The following is a 22,010-nucleotide window of genomic DNA, read 5'->3' as shown; positions in this document are numbered from 1 at the left end:
AACGACGCATTTATTAACCAAGAGCAATAATCAAGCGTAATGCCTATGATTTCATAGGCATTATTTTTGAGCTAAATTTAAGAAACTGTATGCTTTAATGTATTCATCGCGATTCTTTTCGCGGTGAGCCGTTTAACATGAAGGAGATAAAAAATGAAATTAGTCGAAGTCAAACATCCATTGGTGAAACACAAATTGGGTTTAATGCGCGCAGCGGAAATTAACACGAAAAAATTCCGTGAATTGGCAACAGAAGTCGGCAGTCTATTAACTTATGAAGCGACATCCGATTTAGAAACGGAAAAAGTCATTATTGACGGTTGGTGCGGTCCGGTTGAGATTGACCAAATCAAAGGTAAAAAAGTCACTGTTGTACCGATTCTACGTGCAGGCCTTGGCATGATGGACGGTGTGTTAGAGCATGTTCCAAGTGCGCGTATCAGCGTTGTCGGTATGTACCGTAATGAAGAAACCCTTGAGCCGGTACCTTATTTCCAAAAATTAGCCAGCGATTTAGATGAACGTTTAGCTATCGTTGTTGACCCGATGCTAGCAACCGGTGGTTCCATGATTGCAACCATCGATTTGCTCAAACAAAAAGGGTGTAAACACATTAAAGTTTTAGTATTAGTTGCCGCACCGGAAGGTCTTGCTGCATTAGAAAAAGCGCATCCGGACATCGAATTATACACCGCGGCAATTGATGATCACTTAAACGAAAACGGTTATATCATTCCGGGTTTAGGTGATGCAGGCGATAAAATTTTCGGTACCAAATAATCCTGAAACCGAAAAATTTATTGATAGGTTAGGCGGATTTTTATCCGCCTTTTTGCGGCCAAAAGAAACGAAAACATTTCGAAAAATGACCGCACTTTTTAAGTTAATTCAGACAGAGAGTTGAAACTTACATGACACATACAACACAAGCTCCAATTACGGAGCAACAGAGTTCCGTTAAACAAGCATTTGTGGGTTTACAAATGCTATTCGTCGCCTTTGGTGCATTGGTTTTAGTGCCGTTAATTACCGGATTAGATGCTAATACTGCCTTGCTTACCGCCGGTATCGGTACTTTATTATTCCAACTTTGCACCGGAAAACAAGTCCCAATCTTCTTGGCATCTTCTTTTGCTTTTATTGCGCCGATCCAATACGGTGTTGCTACCTGGGGGATTCCTGTCACCATGGGCGGCTTAGCCTGTGCTGGCTTGGTTTATTTGGCACTGAGTGCTTTAGTTAAATTACGTGGTGCAGCAGCATTGGAACGCATTTTCCCTCCGGTGGTTGTCGGCCCCGTGATTATTATCATCGGTATGGGCTTAGCGCCGGTCGCCGTTGATATGGCACTCGGTAAAAATAGCGCTTATCAATACAATGATGCTGTTTTGGTGTCCATGGTCACCTTAATCACCACCTTGTGTGTGGCTGTATTCTCCAAAGGGTTAATGAAACTTATCCCAATTATGTTCGGTATCACCGTCGGTTATGTTCTGTGCCTTTTCATGGGGCTCATTAATTTCCAACCGGTTTTAGATGCGCCTTGGTTTAGTTTGCCAAACATCACCACACCTGAATTTAAATTGGAAGCCATTTTATATTTACTGCCAATTGCCATTGCACCTGCCGTGGAGCACGTAGGCGGCATTATGGCGATTAGTTCCGTCACTGGCAAAGACTTCATCAAAAAACCGGGCTTACATCGCACTTTATTGGGTGATGGTATTGCAACCAGTGCCGCTTCCTTATTAGGCGGTCCACCAAATACAACCTATGCAGAAGTGACCGGTGCGGTCATGCTCACCCGTAATTTCAATCCCAATATCATGACTTGGGCGGCGGTCTGGGCAATTGCGATTTCCTTCTGTGGAAAAGTCGGTGCCTTTTTATCTACCATCCCAACCATCGTGATGGGCGGTATCATGATGTTGGTATTCGGTTCCATTGCCGTTGTTGGCATGAGCACCTTAATCCGTGCCAAAGTCGATGTCACCGAGGCACGTAACCTTTGCATCATTGCTGTGGTCATGACATTTGGTATCGGTAACATGTTCGTTGATGTCGGCGGCGTGTCCTTAAAAGGAATCAGCCTTTGCGCTGTGGTTGCCATCATTTTGAACTTGGTATTACCTAAAGCAAAAAACGAAGCTGCATAAAACGCATATGTAACAGTCATTAGCGGAAAGGAAAAATATCCGCTAATGACTTTCTAATTTTAAAAATTTCGTTTATTCTTACCGCACTTTATTTCAGCATTTTCGGTATTTGATTTGAGCGAGCCATATTTCCAACTTCCTCTCCCCATTCATCAATTTGATAATGACACCCTGGAAAATTTCTACGCGGAAAACAATCAGCTTCTGCTCAGCTCCCTACAAAAAAACTTTTCCCATCTCAGCCAACCTTTTTTCTATCTTTGGGGTCAGCGTGGTTGCGGGAAAAGCCATCTATTAAAAGCCATTTGTCATCATTACTTAACGCATCAACGCTCTGCCTTATACGTGCCTTTGAATAAAGCACAATATTTCTCTCCGGCAGTACTGGAAAATCTAGAGCAACAAGAATTAGTGTGTTTGGATGATTTACAAGAGGTGATAGGAAATCCGGATTGGGAGCTGGCCATTTTCGATTTAATCAATCGAATCCGAGAAACCGGAAAAACGCTTTTAGTGATCGGCGCGGATCAATCTCCGACCAATTTATCGGTCTATTTACCGGATTTGGCGTCTCGTCTCACATGGGGAGAGGTGTATCAATTAATGCCGTTAAATGATCAACAAAAAATAACGGTATTACAACTGGCGGCACATCAACGCGGTATTGAATTACCTGACGAAACAGCTAATTTTCTCTTCAAACGTTTAGAACGGGATATGAAAACCTTGTTTAATGCGTTAGAAAAACTCGATCAGGCCTCATTACAGGCGCAACGTAAACTAACAATTCCCTTCGTTAAAGAAATTTTATCTTTATAATTGCTGTTACAACCATCTGCGGGTACGTTGGCAGTACGCCATAAATGCATCACCAAAAATATTTCGTAAATTTTCCTCTTCCCGCTTAATTTGAAATTCGGTGATATACCACACAAATAGCATCACACCTAATATGGCTGACAACGAGCCAAGGTAAGCATTCCACGCCAATAAAACAAAGGCTAAGCCTAAATACATTGGATTACGACTGTATTGATAAATTCCATTCGTCACTAATTGTGAGGTTTTTTCGATTTTTAGTGGATCAATCGTGGTTTTAGCGAATAAAAATTGTAAGACGCTCGCCATGCCGATCACGCAACCCATTCCGCCAAGTACAATCACTAACCACAATGAAGATGGAAATTGCCAAACAGGTGGGAGCATTTTCATTAGCAAAGCACAGAAGACAAAAATTAATGGGGGTGGAATAGGGATTTTGCGTTGATTATTCGCCATGATATTCCTCATTGTTAAAAGAAAGGCTTGGTTTTCCCAAGCCTTAAAAACTATAAATTATTTAACCGCACTTGAATGAGTTGTAGCTCTAACGGAGTGGCATTTTGTTGAGCTTGTTGATAAGCGCTTTTCGCAGCCTCCTTATCTCCTTTTGCCAACTGAATATCGCCAACTAAGATATTTTTAGCACCATTCCAAGCCTGATCTTTCACTAATTTCAAACTTTCTAACGCCGGATCAAACTGCCCAAGCTGGAATTGCACCGCAGCCAAACGTAATGTACTCACAGAAGATAAAATGTCATCCGTTGATTGCGCCACCGCTTGTTTTAACGCGTCTTCAGCCTGCGTAAAATCTTGTTTTTCAACAGCAATTTTTGCTTTATCTAACAAGGCTAACACCGCGTAGGCAGTTTTCTCATTATTTTTAATGAATTGAGCAAATTGCGCTTCTTGTGCTTGTGGATCTTTTTTATAGTTAAACAACACTTGCTCGTATTCAGCAGAAATATTGTGGATTTTTTGTAGCTGATAAGATTGCCAATAGTTCCAGCCGAATACGCCAACACAGGCAATCACAAAACAAGCAATAATAAACTTATAGTTTTCTTGCCACCACGCCTTAATCGCACTGAGTTCTTGTTCTTCTTCAATGGTATACGCCATGTTTTTTCCTTATTTGAATGTGTTTTGAATGTGATTGATGATGTCGGTTAATGCCACAACCGCTTGTTCGCTGTGTTGCAACAAGTTTTTTACTACTACTTGTTGGTTTTTCACTTCATCTTCGCCGATGACTAAGGCTAACTTCGCACCACTTTTATCGGCTCGTTTAAATTGTTTTTTGAAATTCCCGCCACTGCAGTGTAAAAGCGTACGTAAGTGCGGTAATTCTGAACGAAGTTTTTCCGCCAAATTAAAGGCTGCCACGGTAGTGCCTTCGCCTTGATAAACGATGTAAATATCCACCGCACTTGGCAAGGTAATCTGTGTATTCACTTCCTGTACTAACAGGACCAAACGCTCCAAGCCCATAGCAAAGCCAACGCCACTTGTGGCATGACCGCCTAGCTGTTCAACCAACCCATCGTAACGACCACCGCCACAGACGGTACCTTGTGCGCCTAAAGCGGATGTCACCCACTCAAACACCGTTTTATTGTAATAATCTAAGCCGCGCACCAATTTTTGATTGATTTCGTACTGAATGCCTAAACTATCCAGCAAAGCGCATAATTGCGCAAAATGTTCGCGGGAATCATCGTCAAGATAATCATGTAATTTCGGTGCATCATTTAACACCTCTTGAACACGTTGATCTTTACTGTCCAAAATCCGTAACGGATTGGTGGTTAAACGACGTTTGCTGTCCTCATCTAAAATATCAATGTGATTTTGTAAAAAATCGACTAAGGCTTGACGATAATTTTTACGCGCCTCTAATGAACCGATAGAGTTAAGTTGAAGCGTAACATGCTCAAAAATGCCTAAATCCTTCCATAAACGGGCGGTTAAGGCGATAAGCTCTGCATCAATTTCCGGATTAGGAATCCCGAAAATCTCCACGCCGACCTGATGGAACTGACGGTAACGACCTTTTTGCGGACGCTCATAACGGAACATTGGTCCCATATACCATAAACGTTGTTCTTGGTTGTACAACAAACCGTGCTCGATACCGGCGCGAACACAACCTGCCGTGCCTTCCGGACGCAAAGTCAAACTTTCTTCATCACGGTCATCGAACGTAAACATTTCTTTTTCTACCACATCGGTGACTTCACCGATAGCGCGAGCGAATAACGGCGTGCTTTCTACAATTGGCATACGAATTTCAGCGTAACCATACGCACTTAAAACCGACCGCACTTTATTCTCAACCCATTGCCATAGCGGGGTTTCTGTTGGTAAGCAATCGTTCATACCACGAATTGCCTGAATAGTTTTTGCCACAATAACTTCCTGTGTTTATTAAAAATTAAAGAATACGATTTTTAGGATCTTGCTGCGCAACACGGGCGCGGATTTTTGCTTCTAATTGATTAATCAAATCATCGTTATCAAAACGTTCTTTCTGACGCTCACCGTCAAGATAATAGCCGCTTTTCTTGTTGCCGCCGGTGACACCTAAATCAGACACCAACGCTTCCCCCGGACCATTGACAACACAGCCGATAATTGACACATCCATCGGCGTAATAATATCTTCTAAACGTTGTTCGAGAGCATTCACGGTGCCAATTACATCAAATTCTTGACGGGAGCAGGTTGGGCAAGCAATAAAGTTAATGCCACGAGAACGAATACGGAGTGATTTTAAAATATCAAAGCCCACTTTGATTTCTTCTACAGGATCCGCAGCTAAAGACACCCGCAACGTGTCACCGATCCCTTCAGCCAATAACATCCCTAATCCGATGGCAGATTTCACTGCACCGGCACGCGCACCACCGGCTTCAGTAATGCCTAAATGCAAGGGCTGTTTAATGGCTTTCGCTAGTAAACGATAGGATTCCACCGCCAAATACACATCGGAGGCTTTAACGCTCACTTTAAATTGATCGAAGTTCAAACGATCTAAAATTTCAACATGGCGCAATGCCGATTCCAACAATGCCTGTGGCGTCGGTTCACCGTATTTTTCCTGAATGTCTTTTTCCAGTGAGCCGGCATTCACCCCAATACGAATGGGGATATTTTTATCTTTCGCGCAATCCACTACGGCGCGAATACGATCTTCACGTCCGATATTACCCGGATTGATACGCAAGCAGTCCACACCATATTCAGCGACTTTCAGCGCAATGCGATAATCAAAATGAATATCAGCGACCAATGGCACGCTCACTTGCTGTTTAATTAATTTGAACGCTTCCGCGGCTTCCATGGTTGGCACGGACACCCGTACAATATCGGCACCCACGCGCTCTAACGATTTGATTTGCGCGACCGTGGCTTCAACATCGGTCGTTCTTGTGTTGGTCATAGACTGCACCGCAATCGGTGCATCACCACCGATGGGTACATTTCCTACATAAATTTTCGTGGATTCTCTACGCTGAATTTTTGGCTTTTCTAACATTGTTCGCCCATTATTGAGGTAATTTAAATTTTGCGACACGCCCATCTACTGTTAACGGGAAAGCTTCGCCTTTATATGTAATTTTCACATTTGCCGGCGCACCGATAATCAAAGAATAAGGTTCACCTTCGCTGAAATTGAGGACATCGCCTTGCTTATATTCTTTTTGCACTAACACTTTTCGGTTCTTGTCTTTCACACTGATCCAGCAATTGCCGAGAACTTCAATGAATAAGGCATCTTTTGTTGCAGCTGCAGAAACACTTGAATTTTCTACCGCACTTTGTTGTTGCGGTTGCTGCGCCGTGGTTGTCTCTGCAGTCGGTGCCGGTTTGGTGCCGGTGATCTTATCCATTTCCGCTTGTAATGCATTGGTTGGCACTGGTCGAACAGATTCATTCGCCGATGGCGTTGCTGGGGCGCTTATTGCTGGGCTATCCGCAGTAGAACTTGTTGCGGTAATAACACCGGTAGCATCTTGCGGTTTGTCATTGGATACTGCAGCAGGCGTTGAAGTGGTTGCCATGGTTTGGGTGTAGGCGTTGACTAAATTATCGCGCTCTTCATTGGCATGCTGATGATTTTCCCACCACCACATTCCTGTCATGCCGATCACGACAAGCACCACCAACGCAGTTAAATAACCGACCCAACGATGATGTGATGTGTATTGATTGACAGCATGTGTCGCTCTCGCATTTTTGCCTAAATCATTTTCTTGGTCATGACCAAAATGTACTAAATTTGTCCATTCAGATTCCGGAATGCGTAAAAATTTAGCATAGTTTCGCACATAACCTCGCATGAATGTCGCCGGAATGGCTGCATTCACAAATTGATTTTCTTCAAGACTTTTTAAGATTGATGGGCGTAATGCGATAGCTTCGGCGACCTCTTCCAAAGAAAGGTGTAATGCTTCTCGCGCGATACGAAATTGATCACCGAGTGTTATTTCAGGTGAATCGGTTTGGCATTCTTGTGTGTTCATAAACGAAAGGTTTTTTTACTAAAATTTAACGGGTAAAGTTTAAGGTTGTCAGGCGTCTTTTGCAACTGTTATATAGCGTGATTCTGCACCACGAGAGAATTTGTTAAGCATTTTGGGCGAAAAAATGAAGGCAGAAAATACGCTTGAAAAGAGACAAATGAACAAGTAACAAAAACAGGGGAAAATTTCACCGCACTTTTTCGGTAATTTATCAGGCTATTTTGTGAATTGAGCGAATTTCTTTGCACGTTCTGGTGCGATCTTCTCAAGTGCGGTCAGATTTTCTTGGTAAATTTTCTGATCTTTCGCGGATAAGGCGCAGAGTGCCAAGTTTTCGTAAGTGTCGGCTTGGTGATAATACTGCGGGCTATTTAATGCCTGTGTGAATTGTTTATAGGCCGCCTGATATTCTCCTTGCGCACACAAAAACGCACCGAAATTATTTAAGACATCCCCTTGTGTATCATCCAATTTAATGGCTGTTAAATACGCTTGTTTAGCGTGTTCCACGTCCCCTTGTTGTTGATAAAAATAGGCTAACGCAGCGTGTACCAAAGAGTATTTTGGGGCATAAGAAAGGGCTTTATCTAAATTTAATTTCGCTTGGCTGCCGTTTTGTTGTTGTAAATAACCTAATGCCAGTTCTACACGGGCTTTTGCCGCCGCTTGTTTATCAAAATCGGATGTATCGGAATGGCTGACGCAGGCAGAAAGTAAAAAAGGAAAAATAAAGATCGCAAAACGGTAAAAGATAAACTGAATAGGGCGCATAATTTTTCCTCTCTTACTTATCAACTCATTGAACTTGAACGGCAATCGCCTCGCCAAAACGTTTTTTCTGTGCAGTACGTTTGGTGCGGTCAATGACATCGCCGGCTAATTGCCCGCAGGCGGCATCAATGTCATCGCCACGGGTTTTGCGCACAATCACCGTTAAACCATATTCCATCAAGGTTTTCTGGAAACGGTCAATACGCGTGTTGGAGCTTTTCGCATAAGGGGCTTCCGGGAACGGATTCCATGGAATCAAATTGATTTTACATGGCGTATTTTTTAACACTTCGGCTAATTGATGGGCGTGTTCCACGTGATCATTCACATGATCCAACATGACATATTCGATGGTCACTTTGCCATGGTTGGCGTTGGAAACGCTTAAATAGCGATTCACCGAATCAATCAAGGTTTTGATATTGTATTTTTTGTTTAGTGGCACGATTTCATCACGCAATTCATCGTTTGGTGCATGCAAGGAAATCGCCAACGCCACATCGATCATTTTGCTTAAATTATCAAGCGCCGGCACAACACCGGACGTGGATAATGTCACGCGACGTTTGGATAAACCGTAGGCAAAATCGTCCAACATAATTTCCATCGCCGGCACTACATTCGCTACATTCAGCAACGGTTCACCCATGCCCATCATCACCACATTGGTAATCGGACGAACGCCTGTCACCCCAAAATTGCCGATGATTTTCGATGCGCGCCACACTTGCCCAATAATTTCCGACACCGTTAAATTACGGTTGAAGCCTTGTTGCGCGGTAGAACAAAAAGTACAAGCCAATGCGCAACCAACCTGTGAAGAAACGCATAACGTGGCGCGATCTGCTTCCGGAATGTACACGGTTTCCACTTGCTGATCGCCGACCTGCATCGCCCATTTAATGGTGCCATCGGCAGAACGCTGTTCCACTGCCACTTCTGGGGCTTTAATTTCTGCCACGGACTTTAATTTTTCCCGTAACTTTTTGTTTAAATTGGTCATATTGTCGAAATTGTCTTCACCAAAATGGTAAATCCATTTCACCAACTGATCGGCACGGAACGGTTTTTCACCTAATTCGGCAAAAAATTCACGCATCTGCGCACGAGTTAAATTCATTAAATTGACTTTTTTTGCCGGTTCGGCAACAGCTTGCACTGATACTGTTTGTTCTGACATGGAGCCTCGTTATTACACATTACGGCGGATACCGAAATTTCTTGGTTATATTTTAAACAATAGAAAAAATAAGGGTGCGATTGTACTGATTTCGGTTTCATTAATCTAGCGATTTTGTATGCGCCATATAAACGCTCAGAAAAATGACCGCACTTTTACGCATGATCAAGCTAGGCATTATCAATGGCAAAAGAGATCACCTCTTTAATGTGTTCTGCGCCCATGGCAATCATCAGTAAGCGATCCACACCTAATGCAACACCGGAACAATTCGGAATGCCTGCCTGCAAGGCGGATAATAAGCGCGTATCAATGGCGCGCACAGGTAACCCCATTTTTTCTCGTTGCAGATTATCTTGCTGAAAGCGTCTTAATTGTTCACGCGCGTCAGACAATTCGTGGAAACCGTTAGCAAGTTCCAATCCTTTATAGTAAAACTCAAAGCGTTCTGCCACGCGCAAATCTTCCGAACTGATTTGCGCTAAAGCCGCCTGACTTGCCGGAAAATGATACACCACGACAGGCGCTTCCTGCCCAATTTGCGGCTCTACGACTGCACTAAATAAAAATTGCAGCAAGGTGTCGCGACTTTCATTTTCTGCGCCCATTAACTGGTATTTTTGGGCTTTTTCCACCAATTCGGAGAGATCAGCTGATAACGGATCCAAGCCAACATATTGTTGGAAAGCAAATTGATAACTCATGCTTTCTGCCGGCGGACATTCCAAAATTTGTTGTAATAAATCATCCACCTCATTAATTAAGCGATACATATCAAAGTGCGGTCGATACCATTCCAGCATGGTAAATTCAGGGTTGTGTCGATTGCCCGCCTCTTCATTGCGGAACACTTTGCCGATTTGAAATATCGGACCGCTGCCTGCCGCCAGCAAGCGTTTCATGTGATATTCCGGGCTGGTGGAAAGCCACAGAGTTTTTGACTGCTCACCAAACGGTGAAATAAATTCTGTACTGAAGGTGGCGAGATGCACATCGGTCACCCCAAATTCGCTCAACACCGGCGTTTCCACTTCCAATAAACCACGATCGGTAAAAAATCGGCGAATTTCTTCAATTAATTTTGCGCGAGTTAGCAAATTTTTAATGGAGGCGCTAGGTTGCCATTGAGTTTGTTCAAACATCGGTATCCCTTTATTAAAGATAATTGCGAAAGCGTGATTGCGCATTTTAAAGCAAGTGAATCAAAATGCATAAACGAATCCTTTTTTCACCGCACTTTTATTGGTCTTTAGTTAAATCTTTGTTAATTACTTGTTATTTTAAAGACAAAAGATGAACAATTCGCGTCGTGCGTTAACTTTTTTGAGGTGGATCACAAAATTGTAACAAAGTTGAGAAAAAAGATTTTCATCATAAAAAATAATGGCAAAATGACCTTACCCTAACAGCGCCAAAGAGCTATTTGGTGTTTTTATTATTGTCATTTCTTTACTTGGAGGAATATCGTGCAAACTGTGAATGTTGATATCGCCATTGTTGGCGCCGGTGGCGGTGGTTTACGGGCGGCGATTGCTGCAGCGCAAGCTAATCCCAACCTTAAAATTGCGTTAGTCTCAAAAGTTTATCCAATGCGTAGCCACACGGTTGCGGCAGAAGGGGGGGCAGCGGCGGTCATTAAAGAGGAAGACTCTTATGACAAACACTTTCAGGACACCGTCGCAGGTGGTGACTGGCTTTGTGAACAAGACGTTGTCGAATATTTCGTGGAGCACTCACCGGTAGAAATGACCCAGCTTGAACGTTGGGGATGTCCTTGGAGTCGTAAGGCTGATGGTGACGTAAACGTACGCCGTTTCGGTGGCATGAAAATCGAACGGACTTGGTTCGCTGCCGATAAAACCGGTTTCCACTTATTGCATACGCTCTTCCAAACTTCTATTCAATACCCGCAAATTGTACGTTTCGATGAACACTTCGTTCTTGATATTTTAGTGGATGATGGTCATGCTCGCGGTATGGTTGCCATGAACATGATGGAAGGTTCTTTAGTTCAAATTAATGCTAATGCTGTTGTGATCGCCACAGGTGGTGGTTGCCGCGCTTTCCGTTTCAATACGAATGGGGGCATTGTAACCGGAGACGGTTTATCAATGGCGTATCGCCATGGTGTGCCATTGCGCGACATGGAATTCGTGCAATATCACCCAACCGGCTTGCCGAATACCGGTATTTTAATGACCGAAGGTTGTCGTGGTGAGGGTGGTATTTTAGTCAATAAAGACGGCTATCGCTATTTACAAGACTACGGTTTGGGACCGGAAACGCCAATCGGTAAACCACAAAACAAATACATGGAATTAGGCCCGCGCGATAAAGTATCCCAAGCGTTCTGGCAAGAATGGCGCAAAGGCAATACCTTAAAAACTGCCAAAGGTGTGGATGTGGTGCATTTGGATTTACGTCATCTCGGTGAACAATATTTACATGAACGTTTACCATTCATTTGCGAACTCGCGAAAGCCTATGAAGGTGTGGATCCGGTGAAAGCGCCAATTCCTGTGCGTCCGGTCGTACACTACACCATGGGCGGTATCGAAGTGGACTTCAACAGCGAAACCCGAATTAAAGGCTTATTTGCCGTAGGTGAATGTGCTTCTTCCGGTTTACATGGTGCGAACCGTTTAGGTTCTAACTCCTTAGCCGAATTAGTGGTGTTAGGTCGCGTTGCCGGTGAATATGCGGCGCAACGTGCCGTCGAAGCCAAATCAGGCAACCAAAATGCGATTGATGCACAAGCGCAAGATGTCGTTAAACGCTTAAATGACTTATTCGCTCAAGAAGGCACGGAATCTTGGTCTGAAATTCGTGATGAAATGGGTCAAGCCATGGAAGAAGGCTGCGGCATCTATCGTACGCAAGAAAGTATGCAACAAGCCGTTGATAAAATTGCCGAACTCAAAGAACGTTATAAACGTATTCATGTTTCCGACCGTTCCAGCGTATTTAATACCAACTTATTATACACCGTTGAATTGGGGTACATTTTAGATGTGGCACAATCTATTGCGAACTCTGCGATTGAACGTAAAGAGTCTCGTGGTGCGCACCAACGTTTGGATTACACTGAGCGTGATGATGTGAACTACTTGAAACATACATTGGCGTTCTATAACGAAAACGGTGCACCACGCATTGAATACAGCCCAGTGAAAATCACTAAATCACAACCGGCAAAACGTGTTTATGGTGCAGAAGCAGAAGCAGCAGAAGCCGCCGCGAAGGCAAAAGAACAAGCGGGTAAGGAGTAATTATATGGCCGAACAATCAATCATGAACGTTGAAATTCTACGTTACAATCCGGAAGTTGACAAAGAGCCACACTTGAAAACTTATCAAGTGCCTTATGACAGCCAAACATCCTTACTTGATGCGTTAGGTTACATTAAAGATAAGCTTGAACCGGAACTTTCTTATCGCTGGTCATGCCGTATGGCGATCTGTGGTTCTTGCGGCATGATGGTAAATAACATTCCAAAATTGGCATGTAAAACCTTCTTGCGTGACTACAGTGGTCATATGCGCATTGAAGCTCTAGCAAACTTCCCGATTGAACGCGACTTAATCGTGGACTTAAGCCATTTCATCGAAAGCTTAGAAGCTATCAAACCTTATGTGATCGGCAACCAAGCGCCTGAGTTAGACGGCAAACCACATCCGTCTAAAGAATTAGCGAAAAGTCGCACTAAACAAACGCCGGCACAATTGGAAAAATACCGCCAATTCTCGATGTGTATCAACTGTGGTTTATGTTATGCCGCTTGCCCACAATTCGGTTTAAACCCAGAATTCGTTGGCCCGGCCGTATTAACTTTAGGTCATCGTTATAACTTAGATAACCGCGATCATGGTAAAGCAGAACGGATGAAAATCATGAATGGTGAAAATGGCGTTTGGTCTTGTACCTTCGTAGGTGCCTGTTCCGAAGTGTGTCCAAAACACGTGGGCCCGGCCACCGCCATTAACCAAGGCAAATTAGAAAGCGCCAAAGATTACCTCATTTCCATGCTTAAACCGAAGGCGTAAGGGGAAAGATTATGACTACAACAGTAAGTAAACGTAAAAAATACGTTCGTGAAATTACGCCGACTTGGTGGAAAAGTTGGGATTTTTACAAATTCTATATGCTACGTGAAGCCACAGCGGTGCCAACGGTTTGGTTCAGCTTAGTATTGCTTTATGGCGTGATTTGTTTAGGCAAAGCGGACGGATTTGTGATGAATTTCATCCCATTCTTACAAAATCCAATCGTTGTTATTCTTAACATCATTTCATTAGCGGCTTTATTGCTCCATGCTGTCACATTATTTGATATGACAGGCGAAGTGATGTCAGGTACCACCGGTTTGCCGTCAAAACTCATTAAAAATGCTTTACGTGGCGCATTTGTCGCCGTTACCGTATTGGCTTTAGTGTTAGTCTTTATCTAGGGGGAAGTCATGGTTAATCAAAATCCAAAACGTTCAAACGAACCACCTGTCTGGTTAATGTTCAGTGCGGGTGGCATGGTAAGTGCTTTGGCTTTCCCGGTGTTAATTCTTATTCTCGGCTTCCTATTGCCTTTCGGTATCGTTAGTCCGGAGAATATCATTGCCTTTGCACATCATTGGTTGGGTAAATTAATTATTTTAGCTCTCACCATTTTTCCAATGTGGGGAGGGTTACACCGCGTTCATCACGGTATGCATGATATTAAGGTTCATGTACCGGCTGGCGGATTTATTTTCTACGGCTTGGCGACACTTTATAGCGTCATCGTGCTATTTGCCGTGTTCAACTTATAATGTCTCATCCTTAATAAAAAACTCCCGCCATCGGGAGTTTTTTGTTTCTACCTATTTTACAGCACTACATAAAGTCAAAGGCTATCTTGATTAAGTGAATGGGTGATAAAAGCGATCTGTCCAAATTTTGAAATTCAGATCAAAGTGCGGTCATTTTTAAATCTAAAATAGAGTAGTGTGTCAGTTTCTTTCTCTCCTTGTGTTTATTTCATCACTTTGAATATCTCACATTTACCTACTATTAGGTAATATATCGCCTTTTTAAATCCGATATAATTAGTCAGGTATTTTACTTAAATCGTAAAATCTCAATGTGTCTGACACAAATTATTAAGTTATCAATATTTTATTTTCTCAAGGAGTGATCAAATGGGACAGTACAAAAAGTTCTGGTACCTGTTAGTCGCCGTATTAATAGGGGCATTCTCTATTCTCGGTTACTACGGATTTGAAATCTACCGTGAAGCGCCACCGATTCCAAAACAATATGTGACGGAAAAAGGCGAACCGGTGATTACACATGACGATATTTTACACGGGCAAACCGCATGGCAAACCACCGGTGGTATGCAATTAGGTTCTGTTTGGGGCCATGGTGCCTACCAAGCACCGGACTGGACCGCTGACTGGTTACATCGCGAGTTAACCAACTGGTTAGATATTGTTGCAAATCAAGAGTATGGTAAAAACTTCGCCGATTTAAATGATGATCAACAAACCCTCTTAAAAAACCGTTTAACTAAAGAATATCGCGGCAGTAAAGTTGACGAAAACGGCACCGTTGTGCTTTCCGCTAATCGTTTAGCCGCCATGGATAAAACGGCGCAATACTATATTTCTTTATATGGTGATGATCCTGCGAGCAAAGTAACGCGTGAACACTTCGCTATGAAAGACAATACGTTGCCGAGCTTAGAAGCGCGTAAAGATTTAGCGAAATTCTTCTTCTGGACAGCATGGACAGCTTCTGCAGAACGTCCGAATACCCATGCCACTTACACTAACAACTGGCCGCATGAGCCGTTAATCAATAACGTGCCGACACCGGAAAACGTCATTTGGTCTATCGCCAGTATCGTGTTCCTCATTGCCGGTATCGGTTTTGTGGTGTGGATTTGGTCATTTAAACGTCGTGAAGATGAAAAAGATCCTGTTGCACCGGAAGTTGACCCGCTAACCAAATTGCAATTAACGCCATCACAAAAAGCCTTAGGTAAATATTTGTTTACCGTACTTGCGCTTTTCTTCGTACAAGTGAATTTAGGGGCGATTGTGGCGCACTATACGGTTGAAGGTCAGGAATTCTATGGTTTAGATATTTCCCAATATCTTCCATACTCCTTGGTGCGTACTTGGCACATTCAAGCGGCGTTATTCTGGATCGCCATGGCATTCTTGGCTGGTGGTTTATTCCTTGCACCGATTATCAACGGCGGTAAAGATCCGAAATACCAAAAACTTGGCGTAGATGTTCTCTTCTGGGCATTGGTTGTCTTAGTCGTAGGCTCCTTCACCGGTAGCTATTTGGCCATTGCGCACATCATCCCTGAAGAATGGAGCTTCTTGTTCGGTCACCAAGGTTATGAATTCATCGACTTAGGTCGTTTCTGGCAAGCGGTAAAATTCGCAGGTATCTTATTCTGGTTAGTCTTAATGCTTCGCGGTACCGTGAATGCGTTCAAACAACCGGGCGACAAAAACTTACTCGCCTTGTTCTTCGCTTCCGTCATTGCAATCGGCTTATTCTATGGCCCTGCATTATTCTACGGTGAGCACACTCACATTTCTGTGATGGAATACTGGCGTTGGTGGGTAGTTCACCTATGGGTAGAAGGCTTCTTCGAAGTATTCTCTGTAGCGGCGCTCTCATTCATCTTCGTAAGTTTAGGGTTAGTTTCACGTCGTACTGCGACTGTGGCAACCATTACTGAAGCGGCATTATTCTTAATCGGCGGTATTCCTGGTACGTTCCACCACTTATACTTCGCCGGTGCAACCACACCAATTATCGCAGTAGGTGCGTCATTCTCAGCACTTGAAGTGGTTCCATTAGTGTTATTAGGTCATGAAGCTTGGGAACACTGGGCAATGCAACAAAAAACACCTTGGATGGAACGCTTAAAATGGCCTCTTTACTGCTTCGTTGCAGTGGCATTCTGGAACATGTTAGGTGCAGGTGTGTTTGGTTTCTTAATCAACCCACCAATTTCGCTTTACTATATCCAAGGCTTGAACACTACAGCTGTTCATGCACACGCTGCATTATTCGGGGTGTATGGTTTCTTAGCATTAGGCTTCGTATTCTTAATCGCACGTTACTTACGTCCAAACACACCATTCAACGACAAATTGATGAAATGGGGCTTCTGGTTGCTTAACAGCGGTTTGATCTTAATGATCGTCTCCAGCCTATTACCAATCGGTATCATTCAAGGTTACGCAAGTATCTCTGAAGGCTTATGGTATGCCCGTAGTGAAGAATTCATGCAACAACCGTTATTCGACACCTTACGCTGGGTGCGTTTAGTGGGTGATGTCATATTCATCTTTGGTGCGCTTGCATTCTTCTGGCAAATTTTCACCATGGTTTTCTTCAAACCAAAACGCATTGCTAACTAATCAACAAAAAGAAAGTTTGGCAATAAACAAAGACCGATAGTTTTCACGCTATCGGTCTTTTATTTACCCCCTCGTAGCGTGCAACACGTTGCACGCTACACTTTATGATTTTCTGGTAGCGTGCATCTTGATGCACGACCAAGCCACGCACAGAACGAAATAAAGTGCAGTGATTTTGGCGAGTGTTTTTTCAAATAACGTATTATCAACCGTTAAGAGTGTTGTTCATTTCGTGCAACAAGTTGCACGCTACGATTCAACTATAAACAAAGACCGAGAGTTTTTACGCTATCGGTCTTTTGTTATCGAGGAAATACGGTCAAAAATGACCGCACTTTCATTAAAGATTCCGCAATTTATTAGAATAGAGTACGAGGCAAAGCGCAATCACCATAATCAAAATTGCCCCGGCAAATAAGATGGTATCAACGGAGCTTTCATGGTTGACGATAATCAAGCGCAACATCGCTGTTATCCCAGCGTAAATAAAATAGCGCAGTGGGAAATGATAGCCGCTTTTAAAATATTGCACGATTAAGCCGATAAATCCGAAATACAGGAAAAACATAACCGCTCGTTCCGCAACGTCATAAGGTACTACGCTGGAGGTGTTTAACACCATCATCGCCAGTGAATACGTGATTTTAACCAGCGCGATGATCAATACCACAGCTAAGGCAATTAATGCACTGCTGAGCACGATTTTGAGGATACCAGTAACAACTTTAGGTAATTTTTCTAAGGATTGAGATTCTTCCATAATAGACTTCCTAATGAAATGAAGTGAGTAAAAATGCCGCATTCTAATGCAAGATGAAGAGAGGGTAAATAGTTGTTGTAAAGGCTTCCTAAAAATAAACCTGTCTCCTTTCGTTTACGCTGCGTGAAAAGCGCACTACAATAATCGTTTAACCTCTCTTCTTTTTTTAAGGAATCTCATGCGCTACATTCTCATCGCATTATTTTTGTGGAGCAGTTCTTTTGTCGCCGGTAAATACACCTACACCATGTTGGATCCGGTGTTGATGGTGCAATTGCGTTTGTTGATTGCCACCATAATTGTGCTGCCGATGTTTATGCGTGTTTGGAAGCGCATTCCTAAAGGCTTACGTCCACAAGTGTGGTGGTTGGGATTATTAAATTATCCGGTGATCTTTCTATTGCAATTTATTGGTTTAAGCCACACTTCGGCATCCAGTGCTTCAACGATGTTAGGGTTAGAGCCCTTCTTGGTGGTGCTGATCGGGCATTTTTTCTTTGGCGACAAAGCCCAAACCCATCACTGGATCTTTGGTCTAGTGGCGTTTCTTGGGGTCGCATTGTTAATTTATGGCGGTGAAGAAACGGGCAATATCAGCCTGTTTGGCTGTAGCTTGGTGCTGATTGCCGGGGTTGTTTTTGCTTCGTGTTTGCGTTGGACGCAAAAAGTCATCGTACAACTTACGGCGCAAGTTTACACCACCAGTAGCATTGTGTTTGGCACGATAACTTGCCTTCCTTTCACCCTTTGGCTGACGGAAAGCTGGCAAATTCATTGGAATTGGCAAGGCATCGCAGGGTTACTTTATATTGGCGTTGGTTGTAGCTGGTTGGCGTATTATTTATGGAATAAGGGAATTAATAGCGTCGATTCTAATTTAGCAGGCATTTTGGTTTCACTCGAACCGGTATTTGCGATTTTGTTGGCGGTATTACTGTTAGGTGAGCATATTAGCCCACTATCTTGGTTGGGGATTTTGGCGGTTATTGCGACCACATTAATTTCCAGTGTGTATCCGCGTTTAATTCGGCGAGCGAGTTAAAAACGCGGTAAAAATAAACCGCACTTGAGAGTCTCTTCAAAGTGCGGTTTATTTTTAAGCGATTCTGCCTAGAGGGCATTAGTATTTGACGACATGGCCGTAGCCTTCAAGAATGGCTTTTATGTGTTCAAGCGATTCTTTTGTTGGGGGTTTTACGTCTTCCAATTCATATTTTTCCCCCATTGCTGCCCATTTATGTGCGCCAAGGCGGTGATAAGGAAGGAGTTCTACTTTTTCAATGTTTGTCATACCTTCGATAAATTGACCGAGTAAATGTACGTCATGGTCAGAATCTGTATAGCCCGGCACGACCACATAGCGAATCCAAACCGGTTGGTTACGTTTTTGCAAATATTTGGCAAATTCAAGCGTGCGTTTGTTCGGTACGCCAATAAGATTTTGATGCACTTGATCGTTGAGTTCTTTCAAATCAAGCAAAACCAGATCCGTCACATCAATGAGTTCATCAATCACATGATCGTAATGACGCACAAAACCGTTAGTGTCTAAGCAGGTGCTGATGCCTTCTTTTTTACAGGCTTGGAACCAATCACGCACGAACTCTGCTTGCAAAATCGCTTCACCGCCGGATGCGGTCACACCGCCGCCTGAAGCATTCATAAAATGACGATAGCTGACCACTTCTTTCATCAGTTCTTCCACCGTAATTTCTTTGCCACCATGGACATCCCAAGTATCGCGGTTGTGGCAATACTTACAGCGCATTAAGCAGCCTTGCAAAAACAGAATAAAACGAATGCCCGGGCCGTCAACGGTGCCACAGGATTCATAAGAGTGGATTCTTCCTACAACTGACATGTATTCCTCAATAATTCGTCATGTTATTCGTTAAAAGTGCGGTCGTTTTTGTAAATATTTTTAATGACCTAGCTATGTTTACAAAATTGGGATATCCCTAAAAAAATCAGACCGCTTACCTTACGGCAAGCGGCTGAAATATTAACACAGTTTTATCACCAAATTACATGGATTGTGTGAATGTACGGGTGATAACGTCTTGTTGTTGTTCTTTGGTTAACGAGTTGAAACGTACGGCATAACCGGAAACACGAATGGTTAATTGCGGATATTTTTCCGGATTTTCCATCGCATCTAACAACATCTCACGGTTCATCACGTTAACGTTCAAGTGTTGACCGCCTTCCACTTCCGCTTCGTGGTGGAAGTAACCGTCCATTAAACCGGCAAGATTGCGTTTTTGTGCTTCGTATTCCTTACCTAACGCATTTGGTACGATAGAGAAGGTATAAGAAATACCGTCTTTTGCGTAAGCAAATGGTAATTTAGCCACAGACGTTAAAGACGCTACCGCACCTTTTTGGTCACGACCGTGCATTGGGTTTGCACCCGGTCCGAATGGTGCGCCAGAACGACGACCGTCCGGTGTATTACCTGTTTTCTTACCATAGACCACGTTAGAAGTAATAGTAAGCACAGATTGTGTCGGAGTTGCGTTGCGGTAAGTTTTGTGGGTTTGAATTTTCTTCATGAAACGTTCAACTAAGTCACAGGCGATGTCATCCACACGGGAATCATTGTTACCGAATTGCGGATATTCGCCTTCGATTTCGAAGTCAATAGCGACATTAGATGCCACAACCTTGCCCTCTTTATCTTTGATATCGCCACGAATTGGTTTGACTTTCGCGTATTTGATTGCGGCTAAAGAGTCGGCAGCAACAGAAAGTCCTGCGATACCGCAAGCCATAGTGCGGTAAACATCACGATCATGGAATGCCATTAATGCGGCTTCATAAGCATATTTGTCATGCATGAAGTGGATGATGTTCAAGGCGGTTACATATTGTGTTGCCAACCAATCCATGAAGCTGTCCATGCGGGTCATTACGGTGTCGAAATCAAGCACTTCATCTTTGATTGGCTCAGTTTTCGGACCGACTTGCATACCGTTTTTCTCATCGATGCCACCGTTGATTGCGTATAGCAAAGTTTTTGCCAAGTTCGCACGGGCACCAAAGAATTGCATTTGTTTACCCACTACCATTGGGGATACACAACAAGCAATCGCATAGTCATCGCTGTTGAAATCCGGACGCATTAAGTCATCGTTTTCGTACTGTACTGAGGAAGTATCAATAGACACTTTGGCACAGTAACGTTTGAATGCTTCAGGTAATTTTTCAGACCAAAGGATAGTTAAGTTTGGTTCCGGAGATGGGCCCATAGTGTAAAGGGTGTGTAAAATACGGAAGCTGTTTTTGGTCACTAATGTACGACCGTCTAAGCCCATACCGCCTAGGGTTTCGGTTGCCCACATTGGGTCACCGGAGAATAATTGATCGTATTCAGGTGTACGTAAGAAACGCACCATACGAAGTTTCATGACTAAGTGGTCGATTAATTCTTGTGCTTCTTGTTCGGTAATTTTGCCGTTTTTCAAATCACGTTCGATATAAATATCTAAGAAGGAAGAAATACGACCGAAAGACATTGCCGCACCGTTTTGTGATTTCACGGCGGCTAAGTAAGCAAAGTAAGTCCATTGAACCGCTTCTTGTGCGTTAGTCGCCGGGTTAGAAATATCGAAACCATAAGAGGCAGCCATTTCTTTCATTTTGCCTAATGCACGATGTTGTTCGGCAATTTCTTCACGCAATTGAATAGTGGCCTGAATATCTTCGCCACGTTCTAATTTAGGTTGAAGTGAGTCGAATTGTTTTTTCTTATCGGCCATTAAATAGTCGATACCATAAACGGCTAAACGACGATAGTCACCGATAATACGACCACGACCGTAAGCATCCGGTAAGCCGGTTAACACACCTGATTTACGGCAACGAAGAATATCCGGTGTATAAACATCGAACACACCTTGGTTATGGGTTTTACGATATTCGGTGAAAATATGTTCTACTTCAGGATCTAATTGACGGCCATAAACTTCACAAGAGCCTTTAACCATTTTGATACCACCGTATGGCATAATGGCACGTTTTAATGGCGCATCAGTTTGAAGACCAACGATTTTTTCTAATTCTTTGTTGATATAGCCAGGTTTGTGAGAAGTGATGGTTGAGGGGTTGTCTGTGTCAAAATCTAACGGCTCGTGCGTTTTGTTTTCGATTTTGATGCCTTCCATGACTTTATCCCACAAGGCAGTTGTTGCAGGGGTTGCATCAGCTAAGAAAGATTCGTCACCTTCATACGGTGTATAGTTTTTTTGGATAAAGTCACGCACGTTGACTTCATTTTGCCAATCACCACCGACAAAACCTTCCCAAGCCTTTTGTTGAGCTTCTGTTAATTGAGTCATAACATTCCTCTTTTAGATTATTGATAAAAATAAACCTG

Annotated in this window: 20 protein-coding genes; 9 read left to right on the top strand and 11 right to left on the bottom strand. The window is 43.2% G+C overall.

Annotation, left to right across the window (positions count from 1 at the left end; genetic code table 11):
* The first annotated feature begins 153 nt into the window (after window positions 1-153).
* From upp to hda, 3 genes are all read left to right on the top strand, one after another.
* On the top strand, window positions 154-780 hold the full coding sequence (upp, locus tag QZ106_RS02395) for a uracil phosphoribosyltransferase (RefSeq protein WP_006719274.1): 627 nt from the start codon (window positions 154-156) through the stop codon (window positions 778-780).
* Window positions 781-911: 131 nt separating this feature from the next.
* Window positions 912-2,156, top strand: coding sequence for an NCS2 family protein (locus QZ106_RS02390; RefSeq protein WP_295973758.1), 1,245 nt, complete (start codon window positions 912-914; stop codon window positions 2,154-2,156).
* 114 nt (window positions 2,157-2,270) lie between these two features.
* Window positions 2,271-2,975 carry a DnaA inactivator Hda gene (gene hda / locus QZ106_RS02385; protein ID WP_295973757.1) on the top strand — a complete coding sequence of 235 codons (705 nt, stop codon included), beginning with the start codon at window positions 2,271-2,273 and terminating at the stop codon, window positions 2,973-2,975.
* 6 nt (window positions 2,976-2,981) lie between these two features.
* Here the strand turns inward: hda and QZ106_RS02380 are convergent, their stop codons facing one another.
* From QZ106_RS02380 to epmA, 8 genes are all read right to left on the bottom strand, one after another.
* Window positions 2,982-3,434 carry an isoprenylcysteine carboxylmethyltransferase family protein gene (locus QZ106_RS02380; RefSeq protein ID WP_295973755.1) on the bottom strand — a complete coding sequence of 151 codons (453 nt, stop codon included), beginning with the start codon at window positions 3,432-3,434 and terminating at the stop codon, window positions 2,982-2,984.
* 50 nt (window positions 3,435-3,484) lie between these two features.
* A complete protein-coding gene (locus QZ106_RS02375) occupies window positions 3,485-4,099 on the bottom strand; it encodes a YfgM family protein (RefSeq protein ID WP_295973753.1) in 615 nt (204 codons plus the stop codon).
* Window positions 4,100-4,108: 9 nt separating this feature from the next.
* Window positions 4,109-5,386 (bottom strand): histidine--tRNA ligase, encoded by a 1,278-nt coding sequence (hisS, locus tag QZ106_RS02370; protein ID WP_295973750.1) that lies wholly within the window; start codon window positions 5,384-5,386, stop codon window positions 4,109-4,111.
* Between the two features lie 25 nt (window positions 5,387-5,411).
* Window positions 5,412-6,515 (bottom strand): flavodoxin-dependent (E)-4-hydroxy-3-methylbut-2-enyl-diphosphate synthase, encoded by a 1,104-nt coding sequence (gene ispG, locus QZ106_RS02365; protein ID WP_021615982.1) that lies wholly within the window; start codon window positions 6,513-6,515, stop codon window positions 5,412-5,414.
* 10 nt (window positions 6,516-6,525) lie between these two features.
* On the bottom strand, window positions 6,526-7,503 hold the full coding sequence (locus tag QZ106_RS02360; protein ID WP_295973746.1) for a RodZ family helix-turn-helix domain-containing protein: 978 nt from the start codon (window positions 7,501-7,503) through the stop codon (window positions 6,526-6,528).
* 216 nt (window positions 7,504-7,719) lie between these two features.
* On the bottom strand, window positions 7,720-8,274 hold the full coding sequence (gene pilW / locus QZ106_RS02355) for a type IV pilus biogenesis/stability protein PilW (RefSeq protein ID WP_295973744.1): 555 nt from the start codon (window positions 8,272-8,274) through the stop codon (window positions 7,720-7,722).
* A gap of 25 nt (window positions 8,275-8,299) precedes the next feature.
* Window positions 8,300-9,454: a bifunctional tRNA (adenosine(37)-C2)-methyltransferase TrmG/ribosomal RNA large subunit methyltransferase RlmN gene (locus QZ106_RS02350; protein ID WP_209364414.1), complete on the bottom strand. Its 1,155-nt coding sequence runs from the start codon at window positions 9,452-9,454 to the stop codon at window positions 8,300-8,302.
* A gap of 170 nt (window positions 9,455-9,624) precedes the next feature.
* Window positions 9,625-10,596, bottom strand: coding sequence for an elongation factor P--(R)-beta-lysine ligase (gene epmA / locus QZ106_RS02345; protein ID WP_295973741.1), 972 nt, complete (start codon window positions 10,594-10,596; stop codon window positions 9,625-9,627).
* Between the two features lie 324 nt (window positions 10,597-10,920).
* Here epmA and frdA point away from each other — a divergent pair, with 324 nt between their 5' ends.
* The 5 genes from frdA to QZ106_RS02320 all read left to right on the top strand — a co-directional run bounded on the left by frdA (window position 10,921) and on the right by QZ106_RS02320 (window position 16,875).
* Window positions 10,921-12,723 carry a fumarate reductase (quinol) flavoprotein subunit gene (gene frdA, locus QZ106_RS02340; RefSeq protein WP_209364416.1) on the top strand — a complete coding sequence of 601 codons (1,803 nt, stop codon included), beginning with the start codon at window positions 10,921-10,923 and terminating at the stop codon, window positions 12,721-12,723.
* A gap of 4 nt (window positions 12,724-12,727) precedes the next feature.
* On the top strand, window positions 12,728-13,498 hold the full coding sequence (locus tag QZ106_RS02335) for a succinate dehydrogenase/fumarate reductase iron-sulfur subunit (RefSeq protein ID WP_065295345.1): 771 nt from the start codon (window positions 12,728-12,730) through the stop codon (window positions 13,496-13,498).
* An 11-nt stretch (window positions 13,499-13,509) separates the two neighbouring features.
* The gene (gene frdC / locus QZ106_RS02330) at window positions 13,510-13,902 is read left to right on the top strand and encodes a fumarate reductase subunit FrdC (protein ID WP_295973735.1); all 393 of its coding nucleotides are present in this window, start codon (window positions 13,510-13,512) and stop codon (window positions 13,900-13,902) included.
* A 9-nt stretch (window positions 13,903-13,911) separates the two neighbouring features.
* Entirely contained in the window at window positions 13,912-14,256 is a 345-nt protein-coding gene (gene frdD / locus QZ106_RS02325) for a fumarate reductase subunit FrdD (RefSeq protein WP_295973733.1), read from the top strand.
* Between the two features lie 369 nt (window positions 14,257-14,625).
* Entirely contained in the window at window positions 14,626-16,875 is a 2,250-nt protein-coding gene (locus QZ106_RS02320; protein WP_295973732.1) for a nitric-oxide reductase large subunit, read from the top strand.
* A gap of 340 nt (window positions 16,876-17,215) precedes the next feature.
* Here the strand turns inward: QZ106_RS02320 and psiE are convergent, their stop codons facing one another.
* Complete coding sequence (gene psiE / locus QZ106_RS02315) at window positions 17,216-17,635, bottom strand: phosphate-starvation-inducible protein PsiE (protein ID WP_295973729.1); 420 nt, start codon at window positions 17,633-17,635, stop codon at window positions 17,216-17,218.
* A 178-nt stretch (window positions 17,636-17,813) separates the two neighbouring features.
* Between psiE and QZ106_RS02310 the strand changes: the two genes are divergently transcribed.
* A complete protein-coding gene (locus QZ106_RS02310; RefSeq protein ID WP_209364421.1) occupies window positions 17,814-18,677 on the top strand; it encodes a DMT family transporter in 864 nt (287 codons plus the stop codon).
* 78 nt (window positions 18,678-18,755) lie between these two features.
* Here QZ106_RS02310 and pflA read toward each other — a convergent pair whose 3' ends face one another.
* Complete coding sequence (pflA, locus tag QZ106_RS02305) at window positions 18,756-19,496, bottom strand: pyruvate formate lyase 1-activating protein (protein ID WP_295973726.1); 741 nt, start codon at window positions 19,494-19,496, stop codon at window positions 18,756-18,758.
* A 163-nt stretch (window positions 19,497-19,659) separates the two neighbouring features.
* Window positions 19,660-21,972 (bottom strand): formate C-acetyltransferase, encoded by a 2,313-nt coding sequence (gene pflB, locus QZ106_RS02300; protein ID WP_295973723.1) that lies wholly within the window; start codon window positions 21,970-21,972, stop codon window positions 19,660-19,662.
* Between the last annotated feature and the right edge of the window lie 38 nt (window positions 21,973-22,010).

It is taken from the genome of uncultured Aggregatibacter sp., assembly GCF_901873365.1.
Classification (GTDB): domain Bacteria; phylum Pseudomonadota; class Gammaproteobacteria; order Enterobacterales; family Pasteurellaceae; genus Aggregatibacter.
This window is presented reverse-complemented; position numbering and strand designations above follow the sequence as displayed.